The organism is Halorussus limi, from assembly GCF_023238205.1.
GTDB lineage: Archaea > Halobacteriota > Halobacteria > Halobacteriales > Haladaptataceae > Halorussus > Halorussus limi.
Window position 1 is genome coordinate 3032634 of the sequence record NZ_CP096659.1, and the last position, 22739, is coordinate 3055372.

14 protein-coding genes are annotated in these 22739 nt (G+C 56.1%); 5 read left to right on the plus strand and 9 right to left on the minus strand.

The annotated features are described in order from the left end of the window. The first annotated feature begins 659 nt into the window (after positions 1-659). Positions 660-2621 carry an ICP22 family protein gene (locus M0R89_RS15510; protein WP_438267668.1) on the plus strand — a complete coding sequence of 654 codons (1962 nt, stop codon included), beginning with the start codon at positions 660-662 and terminating at the stop codon, positions 2619-2621. 204 nt (positions 2622-2825) lie between these two features. Here the strand turns inward: M0R89_RS15510 and M0R89_RS15515 are convergent, their stop codons facing one another. Next, entirely contained in the window at positions 2826-3299 is a 474-nt protein-coding gene (locus M0R89_RS15515) for a hypothetical protein (RefSeq protein WP_248649984.1), read from the minus strand. Between the two features lie 149 nt (positions 3300-3448). On the opposite strand from M0R89_RS15515, the gene M0R89_RS15520 reads away from it, so the two are divergent. Then, positions 3449-5740 (plus strand): DEAD/DEAH box helicase, encoded by a 2292-nt coding sequence (locus tag M0R89_RS15520; protein WP_248649985.1) that lies wholly within the window; start codon positions 3449-3451, stop codon positions 5738-5740. 46 nt (positions 5741-5786) lie between these two features. Here M0R89_RS15520 and M0R89_RS15525 read toward each other — a convergent pair whose 3' ends face one another. From M0R89_RS15525 to M0R89_RS15560, 8 genes are all read right to left on the minus strand, one after another. Further along, entirely contained in the window at positions 5787-6098 is a 312-nt protein-coding gene (locus tag M0R89_RS15525; RefSeq protein WP_248649986.1) for a hypothetical protein, read from the minus strand. 502 nt (positions 6099-6600) lie between these two features. Beyond that, on the minus strand, positions 6601-7338 hold the full coding sequence (locus M0R89_RS15530) for a hypothetical protein (protein WP_248649987.1): 738 nt from the start codon (positions 7336-7338) through the stop codon (positions 6601-6603). 177 nt (positions 7339-7515) lie between these two features. Then, positions 7516-10248 carry a DEAD/DEAH box helicase gene (locus tag M0R89_RS15535; RefSeq protein WP_248649988.1) on the minus strand — a complete coding sequence of 911 codons (2733 nt, stop codon included), beginning with the start codon at positions 10246-10248 and terminating at the stop codon, positions 7516-7518. Between the two features lie 2 nt (positions 10249-10250). After that, the gene (locus M0R89_RS15540) at positions 10251-11798 is read right to left on the minus strand and encodes a ribonuclease H-like domain-containing protein (protein ID WP_248649989.1); all 1548 of its coding nucleotides are present in this window, start codon (positions 11796-11798) and stop codon (positions 10251-10253) included. Positions 11799-11810: 12 nt separating this feature from the next. Beyond that, the gene (locus M0R89_RS15545) at positions 11811-14420 is read right to left on the minus strand and encodes a Piwi domain-containing protein (protein ID WP_248649990.1); all 2610 of its coding nucleotides are present in this window, start codon (positions 14418-14420) and stop codon (positions 11811-11813) included. Beyond that, positions 14417-15283 carry a DUF2797 domain-containing protein gene (locus tag M0R89_RS15550; RefSeq protein ID WP_368408840.1) on the minus strand — a complete coding sequence of 289 codons (867 nt, stop codon included), beginning with the start codon at positions 15281-15283 and terminating at the stop codon, positions 14417-14419. The genes M0R89_RS15545 and M0R89_RS15550 overlap by 4 nt, the downstream gene beginning before the upstream one ends. Continuing rightward, the gene (locus M0R89_RS15555) at positions 15280-15999 is read right to left on the minus strand and encodes a hypothetical protein (protein WP_248649992.1); all 720 of its coding nucleotides are present in this window, start codon (positions 15997-15999) and stop codon (positions 15280-15282) included. The genes M0R89_RS15550 and M0R89_RS15555 overlap by 4 nt, the downstream gene beginning before the upstream one ends. Next, a complete protein-coding gene (locus M0R89_RS15560) occupies positions 15992-17113 on the minus strand; it encodes an ArsR/SmtB family transcription factor (protein ID WP_248649993.1) in 1122 nt (373 codons plus the stop codon). Before M0R89_RS15560 ends, M0R89_RS15555 begins: the two co-directional genes overlap by 8 nt. An 80-nt stretch (positions 17114-17193) precedes the next feature. Here M0R89_RS15560 and M0R89_RS15565 point away from each other — a divergent pair, with 80 nt between their 5' ends. Genes M0R89_RS15565 through M0R89_RS15575 form a run of 3 tightly spaced genes read left to right on the plus strand, consistent with a single transcriptional unit; the run spans position 17194 to position 22675 of the window. After that, positions 17194-18702, plus strand: a complete 1509-nt coding sequence (locus M0R89_RS15565; RefSeq protein WP_248649994.1) for a metallophosphoesterase family protein — start codon at positions 17194-17196, stop codon at positions 18700-18702. Next, on the plus strand, positions 18699-21410 hold the full coding sequence (locus M0R89_RS15570; protein ID WP_248649995.1) for an AAA family ATPase: 2712 nt from the start codon (positions 18699-18701) through the stop codon (positions 21408-21410). The genes M0R89_RS15565 and M0R89_RS15570 overlap by 4 nt, the downstream gene beginning before the upstream one ends. After that, positions 21410-22675, plus strand: coding sequence for a DNA double-strand break repair nuclease NurA (locus M0R89_RS15575; RefSeq protein WP_248649996.1), 1266 nt, complete (start codon positions 21410-21412; stop codon positions 22673-22675). Before M0R89_RS15570 ends, M0R89_RS15575 begins: the two co-directional genes overlap by 1 nt. The last annotated feature ends 64 nt before the right edge of the window (positions 22676-22739 follow it).

Genomic DNA, 22739 nt, shown 5'->3' on the forward strand with positions numbered 1-22739 from the left:
GAATCGGACCCTTCCGGGCCGGCCGTATACCGCCGACGATCTGACGGCCATCCTCTATGATCGCGTCAAAGATGCGTTCAACCAGATTTCGTCTCCTCGGAAGTGATGGATCGGATTGTGGCTACCGTGGCTGATAACTGGTATGACTGCCTACATACATTCACCATCCGTCTATTGGTTAAGTCCACTGATAACCGTCTGTGCCGAATTTATCTCGCCCCATGTCTTCCTCGACATAGTGACTCCTTAAGAGGGCAATTCGGGCTCCTCGTAAGACATATTGAACTACCCGTTCCTTAACAAGAATTAGTATCTCTAGAACACTCAATATCTTCATCCAAGGAGTAGATGTTGATCGGCTCTTGGAATCGAATGATCGGCTGGCTGGGATATGCTTGACACACGCCCACCTGGATCATTACTCTAGCCTCTCGGCGGCTCACCGTGACGGAATTCCTATCTTTACTTCGCCGGCAACCGCCAGTGTTCTCGGTGACGTCTTTGATGTTGCGAGCGATGAGTATGGAGTCCGAGCGAGTGGCGAGGTTACCAACGCGATCACACCGGTTGAAGATTGGAGGTCTATCACCTCCGAAGTTGAGATCCATCCTGTTCCTACCGGGCATATTCCGGGAGCTGTTGGGTTTCTAGTGCGGGTAGTGGATGATGGAGAGACCTATCACTTGTTGGCCACCGGTGACTTTACGTGTCGGAGTGCTGGCGGATTTACGGGCTTCCCTCCAGAGGAGTTCATCGATATTGATGCGCTGTTTTTACCTGCTGCAACGAACGAGTCGTTTAGCAGGTCGCTCACTAACGCGCTTGGGACGGCGCTTGAACACGCACATGGCGGTGCGCCGACGCTCGTGGCGACCAGCGGTTTGGTCGGTGTCCAAGTGGCCTACCTGTTAGATGCGTTGCGGGAAGAGTATGATCTCGGTGTGCCGATTCGTGTTGTCGGTCAGGTCGCTAAACTCTATGAGCGACTTGACTACGATTGCGCTGGCATAGAGCAAATCCCGGTGTTCGAGGACCCGCAAACGTGTCTTGGGCACGGTGTCATCACGATTGCCGGCCCGGAGATCCCCCGTGAACGTAGTAGCGGACGGTTGTTCGATTGTCTTCGTGAGAACGCGAATGCATGTGTTGTGCAGTTAGTGGGCTCTGGCAATGACCCGGTGGCAGAAGGTCGGTGCACGATTCACGAGTACGAGTTGGTGAACCATCCTACTCCACAGACCCTCAAGTCCGTCCACGATGCTGTGGATCCGACGGAGACCGTTATCATTCACCGTCACGGCGGTGCCGGCGGGAAATTCAATGATTTCGACAGCGTCGTCTGGGGGACCGGCGATACAAACAAGCACACACTATTTGATGGCGAGCAGTGGCGGTTACCTCCGGCAGCAGGTGGTGGAACCGTCGTGTCGAATGGTGAGCGGAACCTCCAGCAGTTTGCCAGTACGGAACTCCTCCATTCGTTCTCAGTACCGTCACTTACTCGTCATGACGACCCCGACCTCGAAGCTGAAGGGATCAACCAAGCAGAAATCGCCTCGTTACTTCATCACGGTCCCAACGCAGCGACAAGCTTGGACGCACCAAACCACTCCGAAGAAACGCAAGCGACAATGTCTGATACGGAATCCATGACAGCAGACGATGATTCGACGAACGATGACGCTGAGGAGAAAGCGACGCATCGACAGACTGGATTAATCGATACGACTGGTGTTACCCGCGGTGACCAGACGTCTATGGAGGCGACAGAACAACTGGACACCTCGTCGCTTACACCGAAGAACATGGTTTCTCAACGAGCCGCCAAACAACTCAGAGAATCGCAATCCGAAGCCGACCTTGATAACTCGGTGAACGATGACAACGGTGAGCCCGGCACGGGCCAAGAGATTGATTCTACAGCGGAGACGGAGGGTGCGCAAACGACCGGGAACACGGAGGCAGAAGATAACGAGCCTGAACAAGAACCGGAAGGCGAGTCGGCTAGCCCTGAACAGAGCAGTCCCGTCGAAGAGGCCAGTCAAGAACGCCAAGACCCCCAGACAGGCGAAGGCAATCCCACTACTGAAAGTACAGTTACTCCTGAGGGTGACAAGTCCGCTAAGGAGGCGGATACCGAATCAGAGCGCGAGAACGGAAATGCTGAAACGACTGAGGGAGACAGCATAACTGTCTCTCTTGATCCATTGGCAGTGGCATTAGCCGAATGGTCCGTCACGACATCTGACCAGGAAGATGTTCAGACAGTAGATGACTTCGTGACTGAAGCCGTGCGACAGTACGTCGTAGCATTGCTCGCCGGTGAGGCTTCGGGGAGTGAGAAACAGGGGTTCGCTGTCAACCTAACTGGTAGTCCTACTGTCGAGCAAACGATTGAGGACCTTGTTCGTAATAGTGGCGAACTCGATTCGACCATGGATATACTTGCAAAAGGGATTGCAGCCACTCTTGACACCGACATAGACTCAGCAGTTGAAATCCGCAATATGGATGATCACCGTGAATACTTAGACGCCATAGTACGGAATGAGTCCAACACCTTTACCAACCACGAGGAAATCGTCGAAGCAGCCATTAACTGGCAACTATGCACGGAATAGAATCAACGTTATAGGCGCTAACTTGCCAATACTGTCGTAAATGAAGTCTCGATTATTATTTTAAAGCCTGCATCTGATTAACACCGTCCTTCGTCTTTAGAAGAACGCTGTAAGACGTGAGAATGAGGAGACGACCGATTACTACACCTGCTACGGTGAGAATGGAGTGTTGGGTGAGGAATATGGAGTGAATAGAGAGGGGGGTTATTCCTTTAGGCGGATCGGCCGACCAATCAAGTACCCTTTCCCTTTCTCAAGTTTTACACGCCGGGTTTCGCCGGGAACTCCGCCCTCGACGTGTATTTGGTGGTTCTTGTACTGGGCCATCGTGTCTAAGGTGCCGCCGTCGCTCTCAATCTCGACTTCAACGGTCTTCCCGGCGATTTCGTCTTGAGAGACCTTCGGCCCTTGATACTTGTTCTTCCCGGAGGACCGGTTCTCCTTTTTTGGCTTCGACGATTTTGCGGATTGCTTGGAGGAACCGGTTTCCTTTACGGACCGCTGGTAGGACTCTTGAGACTGTACCTTGCCATCGACGATAACATTGGAATCTGCCATCGCTCGGTCGTGGAATGTCCCCTTACTATCACCGACATCCCCCGGTTTGGATTCGCCCATCTGATAGGCATCGTCAGAACGGTGTCGATAGCCGTACCGGTCTTTGTTATCGCGTGCCACGAAAGAAGGACCTATGTCTGACAAGATAAGTTTTCTGGAGCAGGAACTCTGGGTGAAGGTATCCGATCCCGGAGGGGTTGAATCCACGAATCATCAAATCAGCAGATTTATAATTGGCGGGAAAGCCGTATCCCGGTAGATTACAGAGCATGGCCGAGTCCTCCACAGTCTCGAACCAGAAAGCCCTCGCCGGTCTCTTTAAGAACTGGCAAGCGGCAAATGCGTCCCTCTATCAATCTCACGGCAAACCTTCAAACGGAAGCGGTGACGGCGTAGAGGAGATCAACACCGCCGAGGATGTCAAAGACACTGTAGAACATGCAAAGGCCGTTGTCAAGCCAGACCAGCAGAATAAGAAGAGCTACCCGATTCCCCTACACCAGGAAAACGATCCAACCCCTACCCAGCAGTACGTTCTTTGGCGCCCTGATTCGGAGCAAATCGGCTGGTATGATTCGTCATTTGGGGTGAACGGTGTCACTCGGTTCACCTCTGCTGACACACTGCTTGGAACAGTCGTCTGTGAACGCCTCCAATTCTGGCATCCTGACGCAACTCTCGTTGAGGACAGTGAGCTCGAAGACATCGACTTTCCGGAGACGCGGGTGAATCCGCGGTCGGAATCCTCCTCGGCTGAACAGGATGCATTCTTCAACGACCTCTTGGAGTTTGTCCGAACGGAACGAGACACCGAACGTGAAACGAACTGGGATCAACACTGTGAGACCGGGATTGAAACACTCGTCGACCGTGGGTCTGCGGTCGGGCCATTCGTTCCCGTAACCCAAGGTAGAGGGAACGATGGAAATCCCAAGTTCATCTTCCAAATTACCGCTGAGGATGATGAGGATATCGACCTCTTCGAGGACGAAGATGTGTACCCGAATAACCTCTATATCCTAGATACGGTGAGCGACACCGATGAGTTCCCCATTGCTACTGAAGTAACGAATGTGAGTGGCCCCTCGTTGACGCTTCAACCGGACTGGGAGACCGTTGAGAATCGTCCCGTTGTCGAAAAGCTACTGGCAAACGAACAGACCGACTTCTGGGTAACTCCGCTTCTTAATCCAATTCCGTTTGAGCGGCGGTTAGACGCGATCAACGAGGTGAAATCAGACACAGGAAAACGAAAGTTGCTTACCGGGAGTCGGCCAGTCAGGTTCTCGCCGAACAAGTTTGCGGTCCCTAGTGTGGAGGTGGACCTTAACCCGTATCAGAAGCAGGCGTTGGTCTGGGCTGACAGTGCGGAGGATATGGTTTGTATCCACGGGCCACCTGGCACTGGGAAGACGCGTACCCTCACAGCGTACGTCAAGCATGCTGTTACCCAAGGGCAGTCTGTGCTGGTGGCCGCTCACTCAAACCAAGCGGTCGATAATCTCTTAGTGGGAGACAGTACGGTGAATGACCCCGAATCTGATACACTTCACGCGTTTGTATGCGATGAGGAAAGAGGTGAAGCCGAACTGACGATTGCCCGAGTCGGGCATAACTCGCGGAACAAAGTCGTTCAATCACACTACATGGATGTCTCCCCGAAGAGTGCGGATGTCGTCGCAGCAACAACGAGTGGTGCAGCGCAGTTCGATAAGAATGAGTTTGACGTTGCAGTCGTTGATGAGGCGACGCAGGCGAGTCGTCCAGCGACTGCGATTGTCGTCAACTGTGCGCAGAAGGTAGTGCTGGCAGGCGATCACAAGCAGCTCCCGCCGTATTGTGCTGATGAGTCAATGAAGACTGAGGATATGCATATCTCGCTCTTTGAGCACCTCTTGGATCAGTACGGAGACAATGTTTCTGTCCTTCTGCGCCGCCAGTATCGGATGAACGAAGAGATCGCCGAGTTCCCCAACCAAGCGTTCTACGACGGGAATCTGGAAACCGCGGACAAAAACGCAGATTGGCAAATTGACGATCTAAAACCGGTGGCACTCATCGATATCGAAGGAACGGAAAAACAGGAGACTCACGGGAACTCGCGGTATAACGTCGCTGAAGCGGAGGCCGTTGCGAAGCAGGTCAAACTCCTCATGATGTCTGGGCTTGAACCGGCAGATATCGGCATCATTTCCGCGTATAGTGGACAAATTGGGAAGATTTGGTCACAACTACATAGACTTGATGCTGACGATGTGGACCAGGTATCAGTCGATACGGTTGACTCCTTCCAAGGAGGTGAACGGGAAGCGATCATAGTCTCGTTCGTACGGAGTAACCCGGAGGGAAACAGTGGGTTCCTGACGTTCCCCGAGGAAGGGCCACGGCGATTGAACGTCGCACTCACGCGTGCCCGGAAGCGACTGGTTGTGGTCGGGGACTTTGACACCTTGTCAACCGTTGCTCCACATCGGACGACAGCTAATAGTTGTGCTAATCTCTATGGGGAACTATACGAGCTGTTGGATTCGCAGGATCGGGTCTTGAGTATGCGGTCGTAGGTGCCCCATTGTATAGATCAGAGGCATTTCAGCCAAGGACTCTTCCTTACCGGAGTTTGGCATTGAGAAGTTCTGCGTGACCGTTTAGAACTGCTTTCCAGTCCTTTCTTTCGTTAGCCCAGGATTCAATAGTGTTATTTGCGAATTTGGTTTTGGACTGGAAATCGGTCCATCCAATACTGTGTTGTTGTAGTGTCTCTTTCCAATTCTCCCAAAGGTAAGAATTCACGGCGCTTTGGATTTCCCAGCTATCCACTATTCGGTCACCACCTTCTGCATACATTCTTGCTACTTCTTCAGAATCTACTCGCTTTCGAACCTCGCTATCAGACGGTTCGGGAATATAAGGAAGCTCCATACGCCTTGTCGATTATCTATTCAGAATAATCTTACTCTATACAGAATTTACTTCTGCTAGAGGAGGTTCAGCTCATGCTCAGCGAAGGAGCCTATGTCGAAGAATGGGAGCCGAAAAGGTAGGGGAGACACTAACCCCTTTTTCGATTTCTCTCAGTAGTCATTCTGCGTAGTTTGATTTTGGCGGAGGAAGGGCAGACGCGTGGTGGCGACTTAGCTTCGTAGTTTTGCTACGAGATCTTCAACTTCTATACCGTTGTCCTCAGTCGTCTCTTCGGTCTGACGTTCTTGGTGTTCGGACGGTACTTCCACGGTCTCGTTGATCACCGGCGTCTGCTCGTATCTGTCGTGGAGTGTCCGTTGCGCGTCACCGACAGTACCTGGCATTGAATCGCCAATACTGTGGTCTCCAGTCGAGCGGTGTCGCCAGTTGAACGCGTCGCGGTTATCGTTGGACCCCACAACTACCACCTCGTAAAGGTGTTATTTAATTTTATCTCTGGTCAAACAATCTCCATTGCAGTACGCCTGTACATATCGTCAAGATCAGGACCACCGAGTACGGTGTAGAGTTCTATTAGGTCCGCGACATCGCTTGTACAATAATCTTCGAGTAATTGAGTGAACTCTTGGTGGACACTGGTTGCTTCGATACCCGCTTCAACGTTTTCGACGTATTGTTCACCGAGAACTTTCCCGATGTGTTTGCCCTGTACAGCAGAACCATCTATCTCTGAAAGGTATCCACCTGGGAAATCATAATCGTCATACCAGATGCTGTCGTTGTCGATACCCGCAATCTCGTATGCTTTCCAATCGGGGAGTATATGCTGGTCTTCCCATAGTTCGTCAGCATACTCGTCAGCCGCGGCGAGTGCGACATCGATATGGTTCTCGAATAGCCTTTCAGTACGTTTACGAAAGTCGTTGTCGGTAGTCGCGTCTATATCTTTAGCCCAATTGAGAAGATGCTTACCGTCAAACCAAGTGCCGTTGTACGTAAGGAGTCTTTCGACATTCCGTTGATTGCACCACTCAAACAGTCGCTGGTAGAGGTCCTTAGTATAGGAATCTTCCCAGTTCCCGGCCCGGAACAACACTTCTGTTTCTGGCGTTTCTTCAAGCTCGTCAACGTATGCGAGGCTGACGGCAAACCATTCGTAATACTTCGTTTTGTTTGAGTTCTCGGGTGGCTCTTCGAATGGACTTGCAGTTTCGATATCGAGTACCAGCGTCCCCATACTAGGAAAGCACCTCCACACCACCCTGTCCAAGGAAGTCTACAAGAATGTTTTCAAATCAATACATATTGAATTCTGGTTTACCAGTTTGGGGAACCAGAATATCCATTGTGATTCTGGAATAAACATTCTAACGAGACTAGAACTCACTTCCCAAATTGGTTCTCCCTGAACTACTTACGAGTAGAAGACGACGGGGCGGCGGTCGCCACCATGTTCATCCTCAGGAAGGTGCTCTGAGAGATCCTCGCGGGTGTCGTCGCCGAGGAGTTGGTTGAGGACGTCGACGGCAGAGGCCCGGAGGAGGGGTTTGTTGTCGTTGCCGCAGTTTTCGTCGAAAGTGCAGGCAGGGCAGCCGTTGGGTTGACCGCAGTGGCAGTCGCGGAGCTGATCGCGGGCGCGTTCGGCGAGCGCTTCGAAGTTTTCGTAGATGGCGCGAGCGAAGCCGAGGCCTCCGTCGACGCCGTCGTAGATGAACCAGCCGGAGGCGGTGCGGCCGGTGAGCTCCTGAGTGCGTTGTTCGAGTGCGTGGGTGGCGGCTTCGAAGGAGTCGCCGATGGAGTCGGTGATGTCGTCGTAGTCGGGGTGGGCGTAGTGGGTGTCCATGACGAGCGTGGCGAGGCCGCCGAGGTCGTTTTTGTCGACGCGGAGTTCGAGCGGGGCGGTTTGGATAGTGGCGTGTTCTGCGGCGTGGAGCCCAGCGATGTATCCGAGGTGGGCGATACCGGTGTTTTCGGGGTCGACGCCGGTTTCGATGCCGTAGTCCTGGTACTTGCGGGTGAGGGCGGTTTCGACGTCTTCCGGGACTTCCACCCAGCAAAGCTGCGTATCCATCAGGATCGGCGGGGTTTCTGTCGGGATTGCTTGTTGTTTCGGGTCGCTATTGCCAATGTAGAGCTGGTCGTAGGAGTGGTGGTGGACGAGCACGGTTCCGCGGCCGAAGTGGAGAGTGAATCCGTTGACCTCGCGGGATTCTTCGGACTCGGCGTCAAGAACGTTGACTTTGTTTCGGGTACGGGTGTAGTACTCGCAATCGACTGGTTTGAGTTCGATGATGGGTTGCGGGCGGTCTTCGTCGACGTTGACGACTTCGAACTGCTGACCGTTCTGGAGGCGGACTGCGCCTTCGTGGTAGTCGCGGTAGGCGCGGTTCTGTTCGATTGGTTCTAAGTCGAGATCGTCGGGGAGGCCCCACTTGTCACGGTCGACATCGGCTGCGAGTTGAAGGCGGTAGTCCGTGTCGGTGGTGCCGTACAGGTTGACGCGTGTCTGTGGGCGGCTCGGGCCGGAGTAGTGAACGGCGGCGTCAAGGTAGCCGTCGACGAAGCCAGCTTCGCGCCACATCTTGACGGCAGCCCGAAGTCGGTCTTCATCCGCGAACGTACCGATATCTGATTCATCGAGTGCGATTTCGTCGGCGGCGGCGAGGACGTGAGTCGCAAAGACAGAGTTGTTCGATGTGTCGACGACGGCGTCTTCGACGTCGTTTTCGAGGAGGTACTCGGGATGGTTGAGGATGTACTGATCGAGTGTGCGGTGATCGCCGACGAGGACAGCGAGGCTGCGGCTTGCTTCGCGGCCGGCGCGGCCGATGCGTTGCCAGAAGGACTGTCGCTGGCCGGGATAGCCCATGAGAACGGTCGCGTCGAGATTGCCGATATCGATCCCGAGTTCGAGTGCGGATGTCGTTGCGAGGCCGGTGAGGACGCCGGTTTTGAACTGGTGTTCGCGGGAGTGACGGGTGTGGCGACCGAGGCCAGCGTTGTACGCTTCTCTCCCGACGGTGGTCGGATGGTCGTATTCGCGGGGGTTGTTCCGGCGGTGTTCGTCTGCCCGCTGGATGCTAAGCTCGGTGAGTTTGCGGCTGTCGCAGAACAATAACGTGCGGATGCCGCGCGAGGTCAGATGGTTGAAGACTTTCGGCGCTTCGACGCTGGCCGGGACGCGCTCGGCGATGAACTCTTCGCCTTCCTCTTCTGGATCATTCGCATCGTCGATGTCGATATCGAAGGTTTCCTCTTCGGGCGTAGGGTCCTGTGTTTTGTCCCGCGGCGGCGGGTTCCAGAGGATGACGTCGCGGGGGCCGTGCGGCGAGCCGTCGTCATCGATAACGGTCACGGAGGCGTTAATAAGTTCCTCGGAGTGATCCCGGGGGTTCCCGATTGTGGCGGAGGTGAGGACGTATTGCGGGTCACCGCCCCAGTAATCGGCGACGCGTTGCATCCGGCGGAGGATCCACGCGACGTGCATGCCTTCGATGCCAGTGTACGTGTGCGACTCGTCGATGGCGACGAGGTCAAGGGCGCTGTAGAATCGGCTCCACTTGTCGTGGTGTTCGAGGTAGACGTTGAGCCCGGCGAAGTTCGTGAGGATGACGTCGGCTTGCTCGCGGATGGCGCGTCGGTTGCCTGTTGTATCGCCGTCGTAGATTTCGACGCGGATGTCTAACCCGAGTTGGTCGTACAGTTCGTCGAGTGCTTCTTGCTGGTCTTTGGTGAGCGCCTTCATCGGATACACGCACAACGCGGTTGAAGCGTCGTTGTGTTCGGCGGCTCTCGTTCCGTCGGGGTTGAGCACGCCAGCATCGAGGAGATTCCGTGCGATTTGGAGGCCGTAAATGTGAGTTTTCCCGCTGGACGTTGATGTCGTGACGGCGACGTTGTCACCTGTTTCGAGTGCATTGAGCGCGTCGGCTTGGTGGCTGAACAGGTCGTGCGGGTATGGCTCGGCGAGCTCTGGACGGAGGACTTCCGCTGTCGGGACCGTGTCCGCTGGTTCGGCTGGTAAGCCGATGGTTTCGAGGTATTCCGAGTCGGGGGTGAGAGAGGTTCTCGGGAACGTGTCTATAATGGTGTCCGCATCAACGTCGGCTCGTGCGTTCGCGTCGGTCGAGGTGGTGTTGTCACTCATGGTTAGAAGTCGGTGAGGCCAGCTTGTTGTCCGGTTGCGCCGCCAGTGCCGCTGTCGGTCATATCACGTCGCGTGGCATTCGTGATTGCTTGGTAGACGTGCCAGAGTGCCCGGCAGTCGTCTTCGCAGTACGCCTTATGGCGTTCCCAGTCCGGTTCAGCCGCTGGAGAGTCCGGGTTGCGCATAAATTCTTGATACGCAGCAGCGGTTTGCGCGCCAGTTAACCCGGTTCCGGCAGGATCGTAGCCGAGCGCGCGAGCAACGTGGTCGAGTTTGTTCGTTCGACCGGGGAGGAGGGCATTCCCGTCGCGGACGGCCCATTTGTATAGGTCATATGTCCAAATGTCGTTCCAGGCCTCGACGTATTCGGGGAGGTGCTGTTCAAGGAACTGGGTGATCTGTGGATAGTCGAAGTTGTACCCGTTCCATGTGAGCACTGTTCTGTCTTGGTGGTTGGCGAGGAACCACGTGATGAACGCTTCAAGTACTGGCTTCGGGTCGTTTGGGTGTTGCTTCTCGATGAACGCTTGATGTGTGTCAGTTGCTGGGTCGTAGACGCCGAACTGCCAGATGATGGTAGGGGAGAGCCCGTCGGTTTCGATGTCGAGGCAGAGCGGTGGGCGGTCGTCACGTGTCTTGACTGGTGTCTTGTTTGTGAGAACGATGGGTTCGCCTGAGTCGATGACGTCTGCGTGAGCGTGTATCTTCTCGGCAGTCGTCTGTCCAATGCCGGAAAGGTCCGTGAGCGTACTGATGGCGAGGTTCTGGACATCGCCCGTTGTTTGACATCCCTGTCTGCGGAGCCGCTTCGCAGTAGACTCGGCGACACCGTTCAGCGCTTTGAGCCCGAACTGATCGGCGTCGACAGCTTCTGCTGCAACCGTCCCTTGAGGCGTGCAGGTGTACTGTGCGAACTTCAGTCCGTGTTCCTCAGACGCTCCGAGTCCAGAAATCGGGACCTGCACTGATGAGTGATTATACGAGAGTGACCACTTGTGGTAGTACTCTGCTGGCTGGCCGCCTGCGAGGACCGTGACTGGTTCGGACAGGGTAGCAGTGATCGCCGCCAACTGCTCAGCCTGAGGGAGGGTCGTGGAGAGGGTCGTCGTATCCCACTCAACGGAGAGTTGGGGGACGAAGAGGTACGTCGCCGCCTCGGAGCCTGTCTGCCGCTCACCCGATGACAGCTGGGTCTGAAGTCGAGGGAGGACGTCCCCGCTTTGGACGGCGAGAATGTCTATCGTCTCGGGGGGTGGCGCTGTGTCAGGTGCTCCGTGAACGCCCGCGTCAGAGGAGTATCGATAGTGGTGGACGCGGTCAGCACCGTGGCCGCGTTGCGGGTGGAGAACTGGGAGGTCCGGTGCGGCGTCACGGGCGGTCGCATACGCAGTCGGGGTTCGGGCCCCAGGGACAGTAATGAGCGCAGCCGTGAAGTACTGGACAGCGTCACGGACCGCAGGCTGTGACACGCGGTCGAGGGTAGACGCGGGAAGTGCCAGTAACTCCAGGGGTGTTTCGCCGTCCGTGGTCGAATCGGTGTCTCCGGTCATTGTTGGGGTTAGTTAGATGAAGCCGATTTTATCTCGGAGTTTGTTGGTCGGTGGGAGGTGCTGGCGAGCGGCCGCAGTGCTTGCCAGGTCCGCGTACATTGTCGTGATTGGAAGGCGAGCGGTGGCATTGGATGCGCCGACGTGCGCTTGCGACAGGAGGTACGTTTGCGCAGTTAACGTCTCGATGGGGGTATCGCCGTGGACGCGTTCGACAGTGATGGGTTGTGGGAGTCCGGTGCTTTCTCTGCTGGCGAGGGTTTCGGGTTCCCCAAAGGTGGCGACGATGGCTTTAGGAAGGTCCTCGTAGATGGCTGCGGTCGCTTTCTGCGGTGTGTCGAAGTGAGCGCCGCTGTATTTCAGTACGCGGGCTGGAGCTTGCTTCCGGATCTCGACGACATCGTACGCGACGTCGAGTTCCGTGAGGAACTTCTCGACTTCGCCGAGGTCTTCGTTTGCGAATCCATCTCGGTGGATCGTGATGTGGTTCGGGTACCGGTCGTATCGGGTCCGGAAGCCCATCACGGCCTGTTTGACGATCTCTTTGAGATCTTTCGGCGGGATCTTCTCTCCAGACTGCGGTCGAGAGGAGGTGTATCCGAGGACGGCCCCGTCAGCGTGAATCGCGGTGGTTGCGGCGGCGAGATGGACGTGGTTACCGTTCGCTGATTCGTCGTACTGATGGGTGACGTCGATTCCAAGGTGGAGTTCTGACTCGCCAGGCAACGCACGCTCAATAGTGAACGGAATGCCTCCTGCAGCCGCGACCAATCCGAGGGCGATGTTGATGATCGTGAATCGCTCGTCGAGTGTTTCCTCGTGGGCGAACTGGCTGTTGAGGTCCTTCGTAGCGAGAACCTTTTTCACCTCGTCGTAGACTCGCTCCGGATCCGCCGTGTCGAAGTACCCGGTGTTCTTCGGCGGGAGCGTGCAGAACACGGCGTCGTAATCGTGGTCGTCCGGGATTTCCGCCGCAATTTCCATGCCCAGCTGGTCAGGTGACATCGTCGCGTCGAAGGTGACCTCTTCGACGCTGTCTGGCGGAGCTCCGATCTGTTCTAGTTTGCTTTCGAGGGTGGACCATCCCCGCTGGATTCGCTTATCCCGTTTCTCCATCCGGACGTGGCACACGCGGAAGGAATCCGGTGCTTCGTAAACCCCGAGGCTCGTGACGTCACTCGGATGCGTTCCGGTTTTCCCATCACTGAACTGCAAGACGTCTGCCTCTGGGTCGAAGAGCCCACGGATTGAGACGTTCTCATCGCCGACCAACGGATCTGACTCGAACTCGACGGTGTGCCCGTCGAACTGAAGTGGGTCAAGTTGTTTGACGAAGTCCTCAGCCTTCGAGATGCATTGCTCGGCTGACAAACGTGTATTGAGCCGTTGTTTCTCCGCAAACTCCGGCGCGAATCGAGCGAGATTCTCAGGGTGACCTTGGAGTGCCAGGAGTTCAGGTGGGAACGCCATCTCTGTTCCATCGCCCCGCTGACGGACCGTCCAGATAACCTTACGATCTGCGTCCTCGATTTTCTGTACTTTCGCTGGATCGACCCAGGGTTCCTCGCGGTGATACTGGACGAGGCTTTTGTTCCCCTCGATATGGAGCTTGTCAGTGACGGTTTCTGACCCCACGCCGATAACGTACAATCCCATATCTCGGTACGTTGGTGTCACCCTGAGCCCAGGATGAATCTCGTCTTCATCGAGTTGATCGAGCGTCTTGTCCGAGAGAATCCGATGGCGGTAATCGACGTGCAGATAGGCTGCACGCGTGGGGAGGACCTCAACGGTGAGGTTGTATCGCTCGTGAAGGCGGAACCCCTCTTTCTCGATAACGGGTTCGATTTCTAGGATTTTATCGATTCCGTGGATGTCGTACTGGTCGCGTTTCGAGTCCTTCAGAACTTCACCGAGCATTTCACCCAGAATCTCCCGGTCATCTTCGTCCGCGAAAGCGACCGGTCGCTTACCAACCTCGTTAATCTCGAAGCGGGGAAGGTCCACTCGTTCATGCGCGAGTTTCACGAGGGAAACCAGTTTGAACGCACTCCCAACCACGACCGGCGTGACGTCAAGTTGTTGCCGGACTTTGCGGCGCGCGCGGTACGTCGCTCGCAGCGCGTTCTCGCCAGAAGGTCGGAACCCTCGCTTCGGAACGAGTTCGTACTCGTAGACGTCGTAGTCTGGAAGATTCTCTGTGGCACGGAACGTCGTAAGACCGTGATCGCCACTAGTAGCAGATGTGTCTGGAGTTTCAGCCAGACCGTCTTCGAGAGCTTCCTCTGTACTCGGTGGGCCCGACATTTCGAGAAGCTTAGCATCACTCTGAACAGTAAGATTCTGGTATCTCTCCCCGTCGTTTCCTTCGTCGATTTCGTACTCGACAGCTGTGATGAGGTAGGTAGCCCCCCTATCGTAATCTGCTTCGTAGATCTCCTCTGGTGCAGAGTTTTTCCAGATCGTGACGGTCCGGTCATCACCGCCGCCGTCTGTGAATTTCAGGTTGCGTCGAGGGTACTGACCCTCGTTCTCGAAGACCGCGTCTAAGGTGAATCGAACGGCGTAGGTGTCTCCAACCGGTACGTCGTTGAGTGAGTTCTTGTCAAGATTAACTGGTTTCATTGTGCGTCCTCCATTGCCGGGATGCACTCAGCAGGTGCTTCGACCGTGAGCTGTTCTCCTTTTAAATGATCGAAGTTCACTACAGCGTCCTTCGTCGCCAAAATCTGTCCCCGGACCCCAAGTACCTCTGACTGGAGTTCGTCACCAACAGTGACTTCGGGCAGGTTCAGGACAGTCGCGTCATCGCCAGAGAAGTGAACCGGGACCGTGATAATCCGATCATCGAAACCGTCCTCGTCATCCGGAAGGACTGAGAACGGTTCTAGAGACCCAGTTAGTACCTCACGACAGGAATTTGCAGCCGTGACGAGTTCCTGTTTCGGGTCATCCAGCGGCTCGTACCATTCTTTCGTCGATTCCGTCGACACCACATCATCCAGAGCTTCTTCGATGATCCCGGCGACACGACGATTCGGTGTTCTCGCAACGACCATACCGTGCGTCGCTCCTTGCTCTGCCCAGCGACTGACATACCGATCTGCCTGCGTGATGCCAGCCTTCACACAGTCTTTGGCAACTAGGTAGACGACGAAGTTGTGCGCACACGACCGTCGTTTGAACGACGGGAACGGGCAGTCCTGATACGTACAAGACGTTCCAGGAGTGAAGATGCACTGCTGGTGTGGCGGCTTCGACTGGCACTCCTGGCACGGCGATGTGTCTGCTTGATCTCCGCAGTGCTGGCACCGGAATCCAGGCTGGATATCGACGCAGATCTCTTCACCGACGAGACCTGCGAGGTCTATCGGCCCATCCGTATCAGCGAGGTATAGTCGTGGTTTTCCCCGTGACCAGGAGACCATTGTCGGGTGAGCACTCACTGTAGCCCGAGAGCGGAGCGTAGTAGTCTGTCGAACTGTCATTTGTACCCTCCGAGAGTTCCCTGAAAATCGGTCGGGCTTCGATACGGATCGATAATTTCGTCGGTCAAGTGTCGCATCGCCTCAGCCTGGATCGCCATCTCGATCTTGCGGCCGTAGAGCGTGATACGACCGGTATCGTCGAACCCAACTTCGACCTGGATATTTCGGTCCGGGAGATCGACACGGACCTGTTCGAATGGATCCCCGAAGTATTGCTCCCACCAGTCCGTGTCTCTCAGGTCGCCCCTATCTTGAGCCGAAACGTGGTCTGGTCTTTCGCGCCTGCTCGGACTGACGTCGACACGTTGGACGCGGCTGGATTCCTCGATGACCGTTCGCAGGTCATCTTCGTCGAACTCTACCGTCTCAAATCTCACGTCCTCATCGAGAACTCCCGTGAGTGTCGTGAGAATCTCCTGTTCAACCTCCTTTGTCGCCTTCTCGATGGCGACATATCCGTTCTGGAGGAAGAGGATCGGATACCGTTTCGCGCGTTTCGTTTGTTCGGTGCCTTCGAGCGTGGTCCGGTCGTAGTACGTCTCACGACCATACTCAGCCCAGCATAGCCCATCTACTCCCTCGGTGAACGTGTGCGGAAGCATTCCGCTGTGAAGGTCGACGTCCGAGTCGAACGCCGAGGTAGCCTCGATTCCGGCTTCGATCTCTTCCGTGTCGATGCTCTCGTCTCGCAGTGGCACAATTTTGTAACTAGCCATCGAACTCGGCCTCCTGGTTGATTCGTCGTTGGATGAACGGTTCCAATGTCTCGGTCACTCGATAGAACGCGCGTCGTCCCTCTCGGTCGCGTTCTACAAATCCTCTGTCGCTGAGTTCCCGGAGGTGGTAGGAGATGGTCGATTTGTCGCGGTGGAGTTCCTCAACCAGTGTGCCTGGTTGGACACCCCGGTCATTTGGAAGTTGGAGTATCTGTTTCAATACTGTAAGCTTTGACTCTGAGAGGTTCTGGACACGTGTACTCGCATCGGCCAAGTGGAGTCGGTCAGCAGCCGAGTTCGTGGCTGCTACGTCTCCTGGATCCAGTTCTTTCCGGAAGGCCTCTTGGAGCGACTCTAACGCGAGGATGTGAATCAAGCGCGGGATCCCCTCGCTTAGCTCATGGATGCGCTCCATGGTGTCCGACGGGAGTGTAAACTCGTTCTCGGAGAGCACCTCGAAGATGATGCGTAGCGTTTTGTCGGTGTCTTTGCGGGGGAACGCATCAAGGTAGATCTCTTTCGAGGGCGGGAGGGCGTCTTGGATTCGCCCTCGGTTGATGCCCCACCGTTCAGGCGTCCAAGTCGTCACGAATAGGCCGCTGTCTACAGCCTGTCTGAGTTCGGTGAGTGAGGTTTCGATTCGCTTGTCTAGGCCACAATCATCGATACAGACGATTGGGGTTTCGAGTTCGGTCAGCCCGTGAGCGAACTCATCGAGAAGGAATCCTTTGTCGGCCTTCTTTCCGAGATCCGTCGCGTCGATGAACTTCGTATCGATGTCCTCGGAGAGTCCCGTGAGAAACGAGATGACCGTGTGGAGTAACTGAGTCTTCCCGATCCCTGACGGTCCGATTACAGGGGTGTGATAGACATCCTGTTGCTGGGTTACGAAGCCCGCGTACTCACCGACTTCGTCAAGCGCATCTTCGTGATTCACCGCTTTTTCAGGGTAGTTTCGGAAGTATTCTGTGAGTCGGTTGCGGCTGGCTTGTTCTGCTTGGAACCCGTGATCCGACAACCAGACTTCGTAGCTTCCGATGTGCCCCTGTTGTCCGCGTTCGAAGGCTTCTCGGAAGCGGTTTTTCTTGTCTTCGTCTCCGTTGCCCGGTTCCATCAGTTCCAACGCCTCAAACTATCCAAGATATCCAAAACTATTAAAACCTATTGCTTTGATTGACTATCTGTGGTAGCCACATGTTGACGCTCACGCACATCGCGGACACGCACCTCGGCCACCGGCAGTACGGGTTGAAACAACGAGAGGACGACATGGTGTCGACGACGCGTGCTGCATTCCGTGAAATGGTCGAGGAGCACGAGACGGACGCGATTCTGCTACCCGGGGATCTGTTCCACTCGCGGGATCTCCGCCCGAAGGTCCTCGACCAAGCAGAACAGGAACTAAGCAGATTACCGGACGACGTGCCGGTGTTAGTATCCCGAGGGAACCACGACGAGAACTTGACGCCACGCGAGGTGACGTGGCTAAATTATCTGCATCGGCGTGGCCACATCGTGTTTCTGAAGGCAGACCTGGAGGCGGATCCGGAAACCGCTCGGTTCGACCCGTACGACCCGAGTGACCCGGGGGATTACGCTGGATTCTACGACATCGAGGTCGAGGAGTGCGACGGGCCGGTTCGGGTGTTCGGACTCCAATGGCGAGGCGCAAGAACGAGGCAAGCGTTGCAACAGGTGGCAAACGGGATTGAAGCAGCGAACGCCGAGCACGGTGAACCGGCAGCGACCGTGCTACTGGCGCATTTCGGAATGGAGGATGAGGTCCCGACGCTCGGCGGGACGGTAACGCACGGGGAACTCCGAGATGTGAAAGAGCACGTGGATTATTTGGCACTCGGACATATCCACAAGCGGTACGAGGCTGCTGACTGGATCTATAACCCTGGCTCCCCGGAAGCGCACAACACGCGCGAAGGCCGCCACGACTGGGAGCACGGCTACTGTTCAATTGCGCTATCTTCCAACGGAAACGAGGCCGAAGACGCGGTTGAGTACGAAGTGGACCACCACTCGACCAAGCGACGGCCGTACTACCAGGTGGAGTTCGATGTAACGTCGTACGACTCGCCGAGTGAACTCAAAACCGGGTTCCAAGAGCATGTCCGAGGAGAGCAATCGAACATTGACGAGTATTGCCAGAAGGAGGCGTTCACAGCGAATGGTAATCCCCGCGCGCCGATCATCGATCTGCGGTTCACCGGGACATTACAGTTCAGTCGGGGAGACTTCCGGACGGATGAGCTCGCAGAGTGGCTGAAAGACGAGTGTGATGCTCTGTACGTGCAGGTGAACACAGGGATCCGGACGGCGGACGTGCAGCAACTGATCTCCGAAATCGACGAAGAGGAAGTGTTCCAGGATGGGCGGTTGAACACGAACGCGTTGGAACACCGGGTGTTCGAGACGATAGCGAAGGAGTCCATCTACGATGACCACGCGGAAGACGTCGCCGACGTGCTGGGGAACGCACACCAGATGGCGCAAGCGGAAGAGGCAGTCGAAGATATCCGCGATTCGGTGAGCTCCGCACGGCAGGAACTGTTCCCTGAATTGACTGGCAACATCGTGCTTGACATCGATGAGGACCCCTTCTCGGACACGGATCCCGATGAGGAGACTGAGTCAGGAGATGAAGAACCCAGTCGAGAGGTCAGCGATGAAGCGGAGGTGGTGCAGCAATGAAGATTACTGAGGTAGCGTTAGAGGATATCAAGTCGTACGAGGGGCGGACAGTCGTGTCGATTGAAGGCGGTGTGACCGCAATCCTCGGTGAGAACGGCGCGGGGAAATCGACGATTCAGGAAGCGATTGGGTTCGCATTATTTGACTCGCTGCCGTTCAACAATAAGGACTTCGTGCGCGAGGACGCGAGTTCTGGGACTGTTGAGGTCACATTTGAGCAGGAGACCGCAAAGGGACAGCAACGCTTCCGCGTGACGCGGTCAGCCGGGCGGTCAAACTACGGCGTCCACAGGTACGATTCCGAGAACGAAGAGTGGATCAACCAAGACATCGATTCCAAATCCCAACTCATCAAATGGTTGTGCGCCCGGTTCGACGTCGAAGATAAAGAGGAGCTGCAGAGCCTGTGGAAGTCGTGTATCGGCGTTCCGCAGACACGATTCCTCTCTGACTTTGCGGACAATCCGAAGCCACGGAAGGAGAAGTTCGATGCGCTGCTGAATCTGGATGCGTACGAAGAGTCCTGGAATCGGCTCAAGGACATTCCGGATGCGATTGAGCAGGAGGAACAGAAGCTCCGTGAGGAGATTGCAGGGCTCACGAGTACGGTACAGGACCTGCCGGACAAGCGGGCGAAAGCGGAATCGCTGGCCGACGAGGTCGCATCAATCGAAGCCGAGATTGAGCGGAAAACCGACGAGCTGACTGAGAAAAAAACAGAGCACGAAGAGTTAGAAGCCGTCCAGAATGAAATCGACAGCCTCGAACAGGAGGTGCGGTCACAGGAGCAGGAGATCGAGGCTACCAAGCGAGAGCTAGAAGCTGCAGAGAAGGAACTTCGCGCCGCTCAGAAGGCACAGGAGAAATGTGAGGAGAACCGTGAGGGGTATCGCCGGCACGAGGAAGCGAGTAAGCGGCTGGACGAGCTGGAGGAACGAGAGAGCGAGCGGGACACGCTTGCTGAGCGGAAAGACGAGCAGAAACAGGAGGTCTCGTCGGTCGAATTCGAGGTGAACCAGCTTGAAGATGACTTAGAGACGCTGCAGTCGGCGCAGGAAACGTTGGAGGAGCGTGAGGACGAGAAACAGCGGTACGAAGAACTTGACGAGAAGATCAACTCGCTACAGCAGCGTGAGGGCGAGGTCGAGGAACTACAGGAACGAATCGACGATCTCACCGGAGATATTAGCGAGAAGCAAGAGAAGGTGGAGTCGCTCGAAGCGAAAGTTGAGGTCATCGAGGAAGAGTGGGAGGCGACGACGCGTCCGGGGGAACTCGACGAGAAGATTAACGAGCGGAAGGCGCGCCGGAAGCAACTGAAGAACGAACGGGAACAGCTCGAAGAGCAGTTGGAGCGACTGCGAGATACGGATGTGGATGCGCCGTGTCCGACGTGTGACCGACCACTGAAGGAGGAACACCGGTCGGACGCAATCGACCAGCGCGAAGAACGGATCGAAGATATCGACACAGAACGTAAGGAGCTCAGCGAGGAACTCTCTGTTCTACGCGACCGTCGGGAGGAGGCCCGAAACGTCAAGCAACGTGCCGATAAGCTCCCGGTTCACCGTGAGAAGATCGAATCGTTGGAAGGAGAGGTCGAGAATCTCCAGGCAGAGAAGTCGGAGGCAGAGGAGACACTAGAGGACCTCGAAGAAGAACTGGCGGAACTGCCAGAACTCGAAGCAGAACGGGATGAACTGCAGGAAGCGTATGACGAGTACGAGACTGCGGAGTTCCGAGTGCAGGAGCACGCGGACATCCCTGACGAATTAGAGGAGAAACGGGCAGAGCTTGATGCTACCAACTCGAAGTTGGAGGAGATCAACGACGAGTTGGCGGAATACGAAGGGCTGGACGAGAAACTGGCCGAGGTCAAGGAGACACTGGAGGAGACCGAGTCGGCGTATCAGACGTACATCAAGCACGAGCAACAGGCCTCCCAGGTAGAGGAACGGCAACAGGCCGTCAACGAGACGGAAGAGGAACTGGCCGAGCTCAAAGACGCCCTTGACGAGACGAAAGCCGAGCTCGAAGAGACGAAAGCAGCGTTCGACGAGGAGCGACTTCAGGCGCTTGAGTCGAACATCGAGGACCTCAAAGGTGAGATAGAGCGAGCGAAAGGCTCGCTCGAAGAAAAGAAGGAGAATCTCACCGAGACGCGCGAGGAAACCCAGCGCTTAGAGACGGCGTTGGAGGAACGGCAGGAGAAGCTCCAGCAGTTGAAGGAGCTGAAAGCCGATCACCAGTTCGCGGAGTGGGTCCGGGAGAATGTTCGGGAGGCAGGGCCGAAGATGCGGGAAATCATCACCGACCGAATCGGGGCGCGGGCGAACGAGTTGTTCCGGACGATCCGCGGTGCGTCCGCGGAAACGCTTGAGTGGACGAGTGATTACGAGATCGTCGTTCACGACGCGGACGTGAAGAAGTCGTTCTCGACGCTAAGCGGTGGTGAGAAGATGGCGGCTGCGCTCGCGGTTCGGCTCGCCATCCTCGAACAGCTGGCGTCGGTCGGCGTCGCGTTCCTGGACGAGCCGACGGCGAATCTCGACCGGCAGAAGAAACGCAACCTGGTGTCACAACTGAAGCAGCTGGATAGCTTCGAGCAGCTCACTGTCATCAGTCACGACGAGACGTTCGACTCGATGACGGACTACACGATCTCCGTGACGAAAGACCGGCAGACGTCGGAGGTGACGGTCAATTAATGCCGATTGATAAACGCGGGGTCGCCAGCGAGTTAGAGGCCAACGTCGAGACGATTGAGTCGTACCTGGAAGACGACTCCGGAATCGTCGAACGCTACTTGGACGCGTTTCAGCGCCTCCCAGACGAGTGGACGAGCGATGAGATTCGAATGGCGTTACAGGACACGTCGTATCCGGGCGCATACCCCACGGACGCGTTCGACAACGCGACCAATGTCATCGTTCCGCACCCGGAGAGTGACGGATGGGAAAACCATGAGGAAGTCAACGAGTGGGCACGCGACATCGTCCGGGACGTGCCCGTGATGGCTGTCGACGGGTCACAGCTCCCGCCGACCACGCAGTTCAACGTCCCGGTCGCATACGTGCAGTCGGCATGGGCGGTGAATCATCACCACGCGGAAGGCCGACTCGACCGGAGCGTCGAAGGACGACTACTGACGCCTGACGAGGTGACACAGGAATCGGAAGACGGCGATTACCGGTTCGTCGATTCGCAGCTCGTCGGTCATCATCGCTACGAACACGAAGGGCAGCTCCTGATCGAGAAGTTGTCAGATCTGGCCGCTGCTCGTGACGCGGGAGATATCGAATACGCGCCAATCGTGTTCTACGACGGGCCGTTGATCGCGTCGTTTGCGAACCCGTTGAAGCCTGAAACCCGGGAGCGATATCTCTCGACGTTGAGCCGGGTGATCGCGGCAAGCCAACACCATGAAATTCCGCTGGTCGGATACGTCGCGGGTTCGAGTGCGACGGAGTTGGTGAAAATGACGCGGCTCCTGTGGCGTGAGGAGTTCGAAGATGATCGCGTCATTCCGGACGCTCACGTACTGGCAGAGTTGATGAGTCCCTGGGGCGACACGACGGTTCCGTTTATCTCGAAGCGAGACGGAAGTGTCGACGCGTTACAGGCGACGTACGAGGGTGAGACCTACGAGTTCCGTGATGACATTCTGTTCTCGTATCTGAACGTGCCACCGGGGGCTGGACTAGACCGTATCGAATTCCCCGGGTGGCTGTGCCGTCGTGACGGTCCTGACGGGTACGAGTCGATGTACGAGTACACCGTCGAGATTGTCCGCGCAGAGGCCGGTATCGGGCGCGGCTACCCCGAGATCCTCCAGCAGGTGGACAGTGATGCTGTGCTGGACCACCAAGACCGCCAAGAGTTTCACCGGGTCGTGCAGCGCTGGGCCGAATCGAACGACGTGCCACTGGAATGGAACGCCAAGGCACTAAGCAAGGAACTCCGCCGCCGATGACAGACCCACATATATCAGAGATGATCAGAGCACCGCTCGTCCGACAACCCCGAAGCACCCTAGA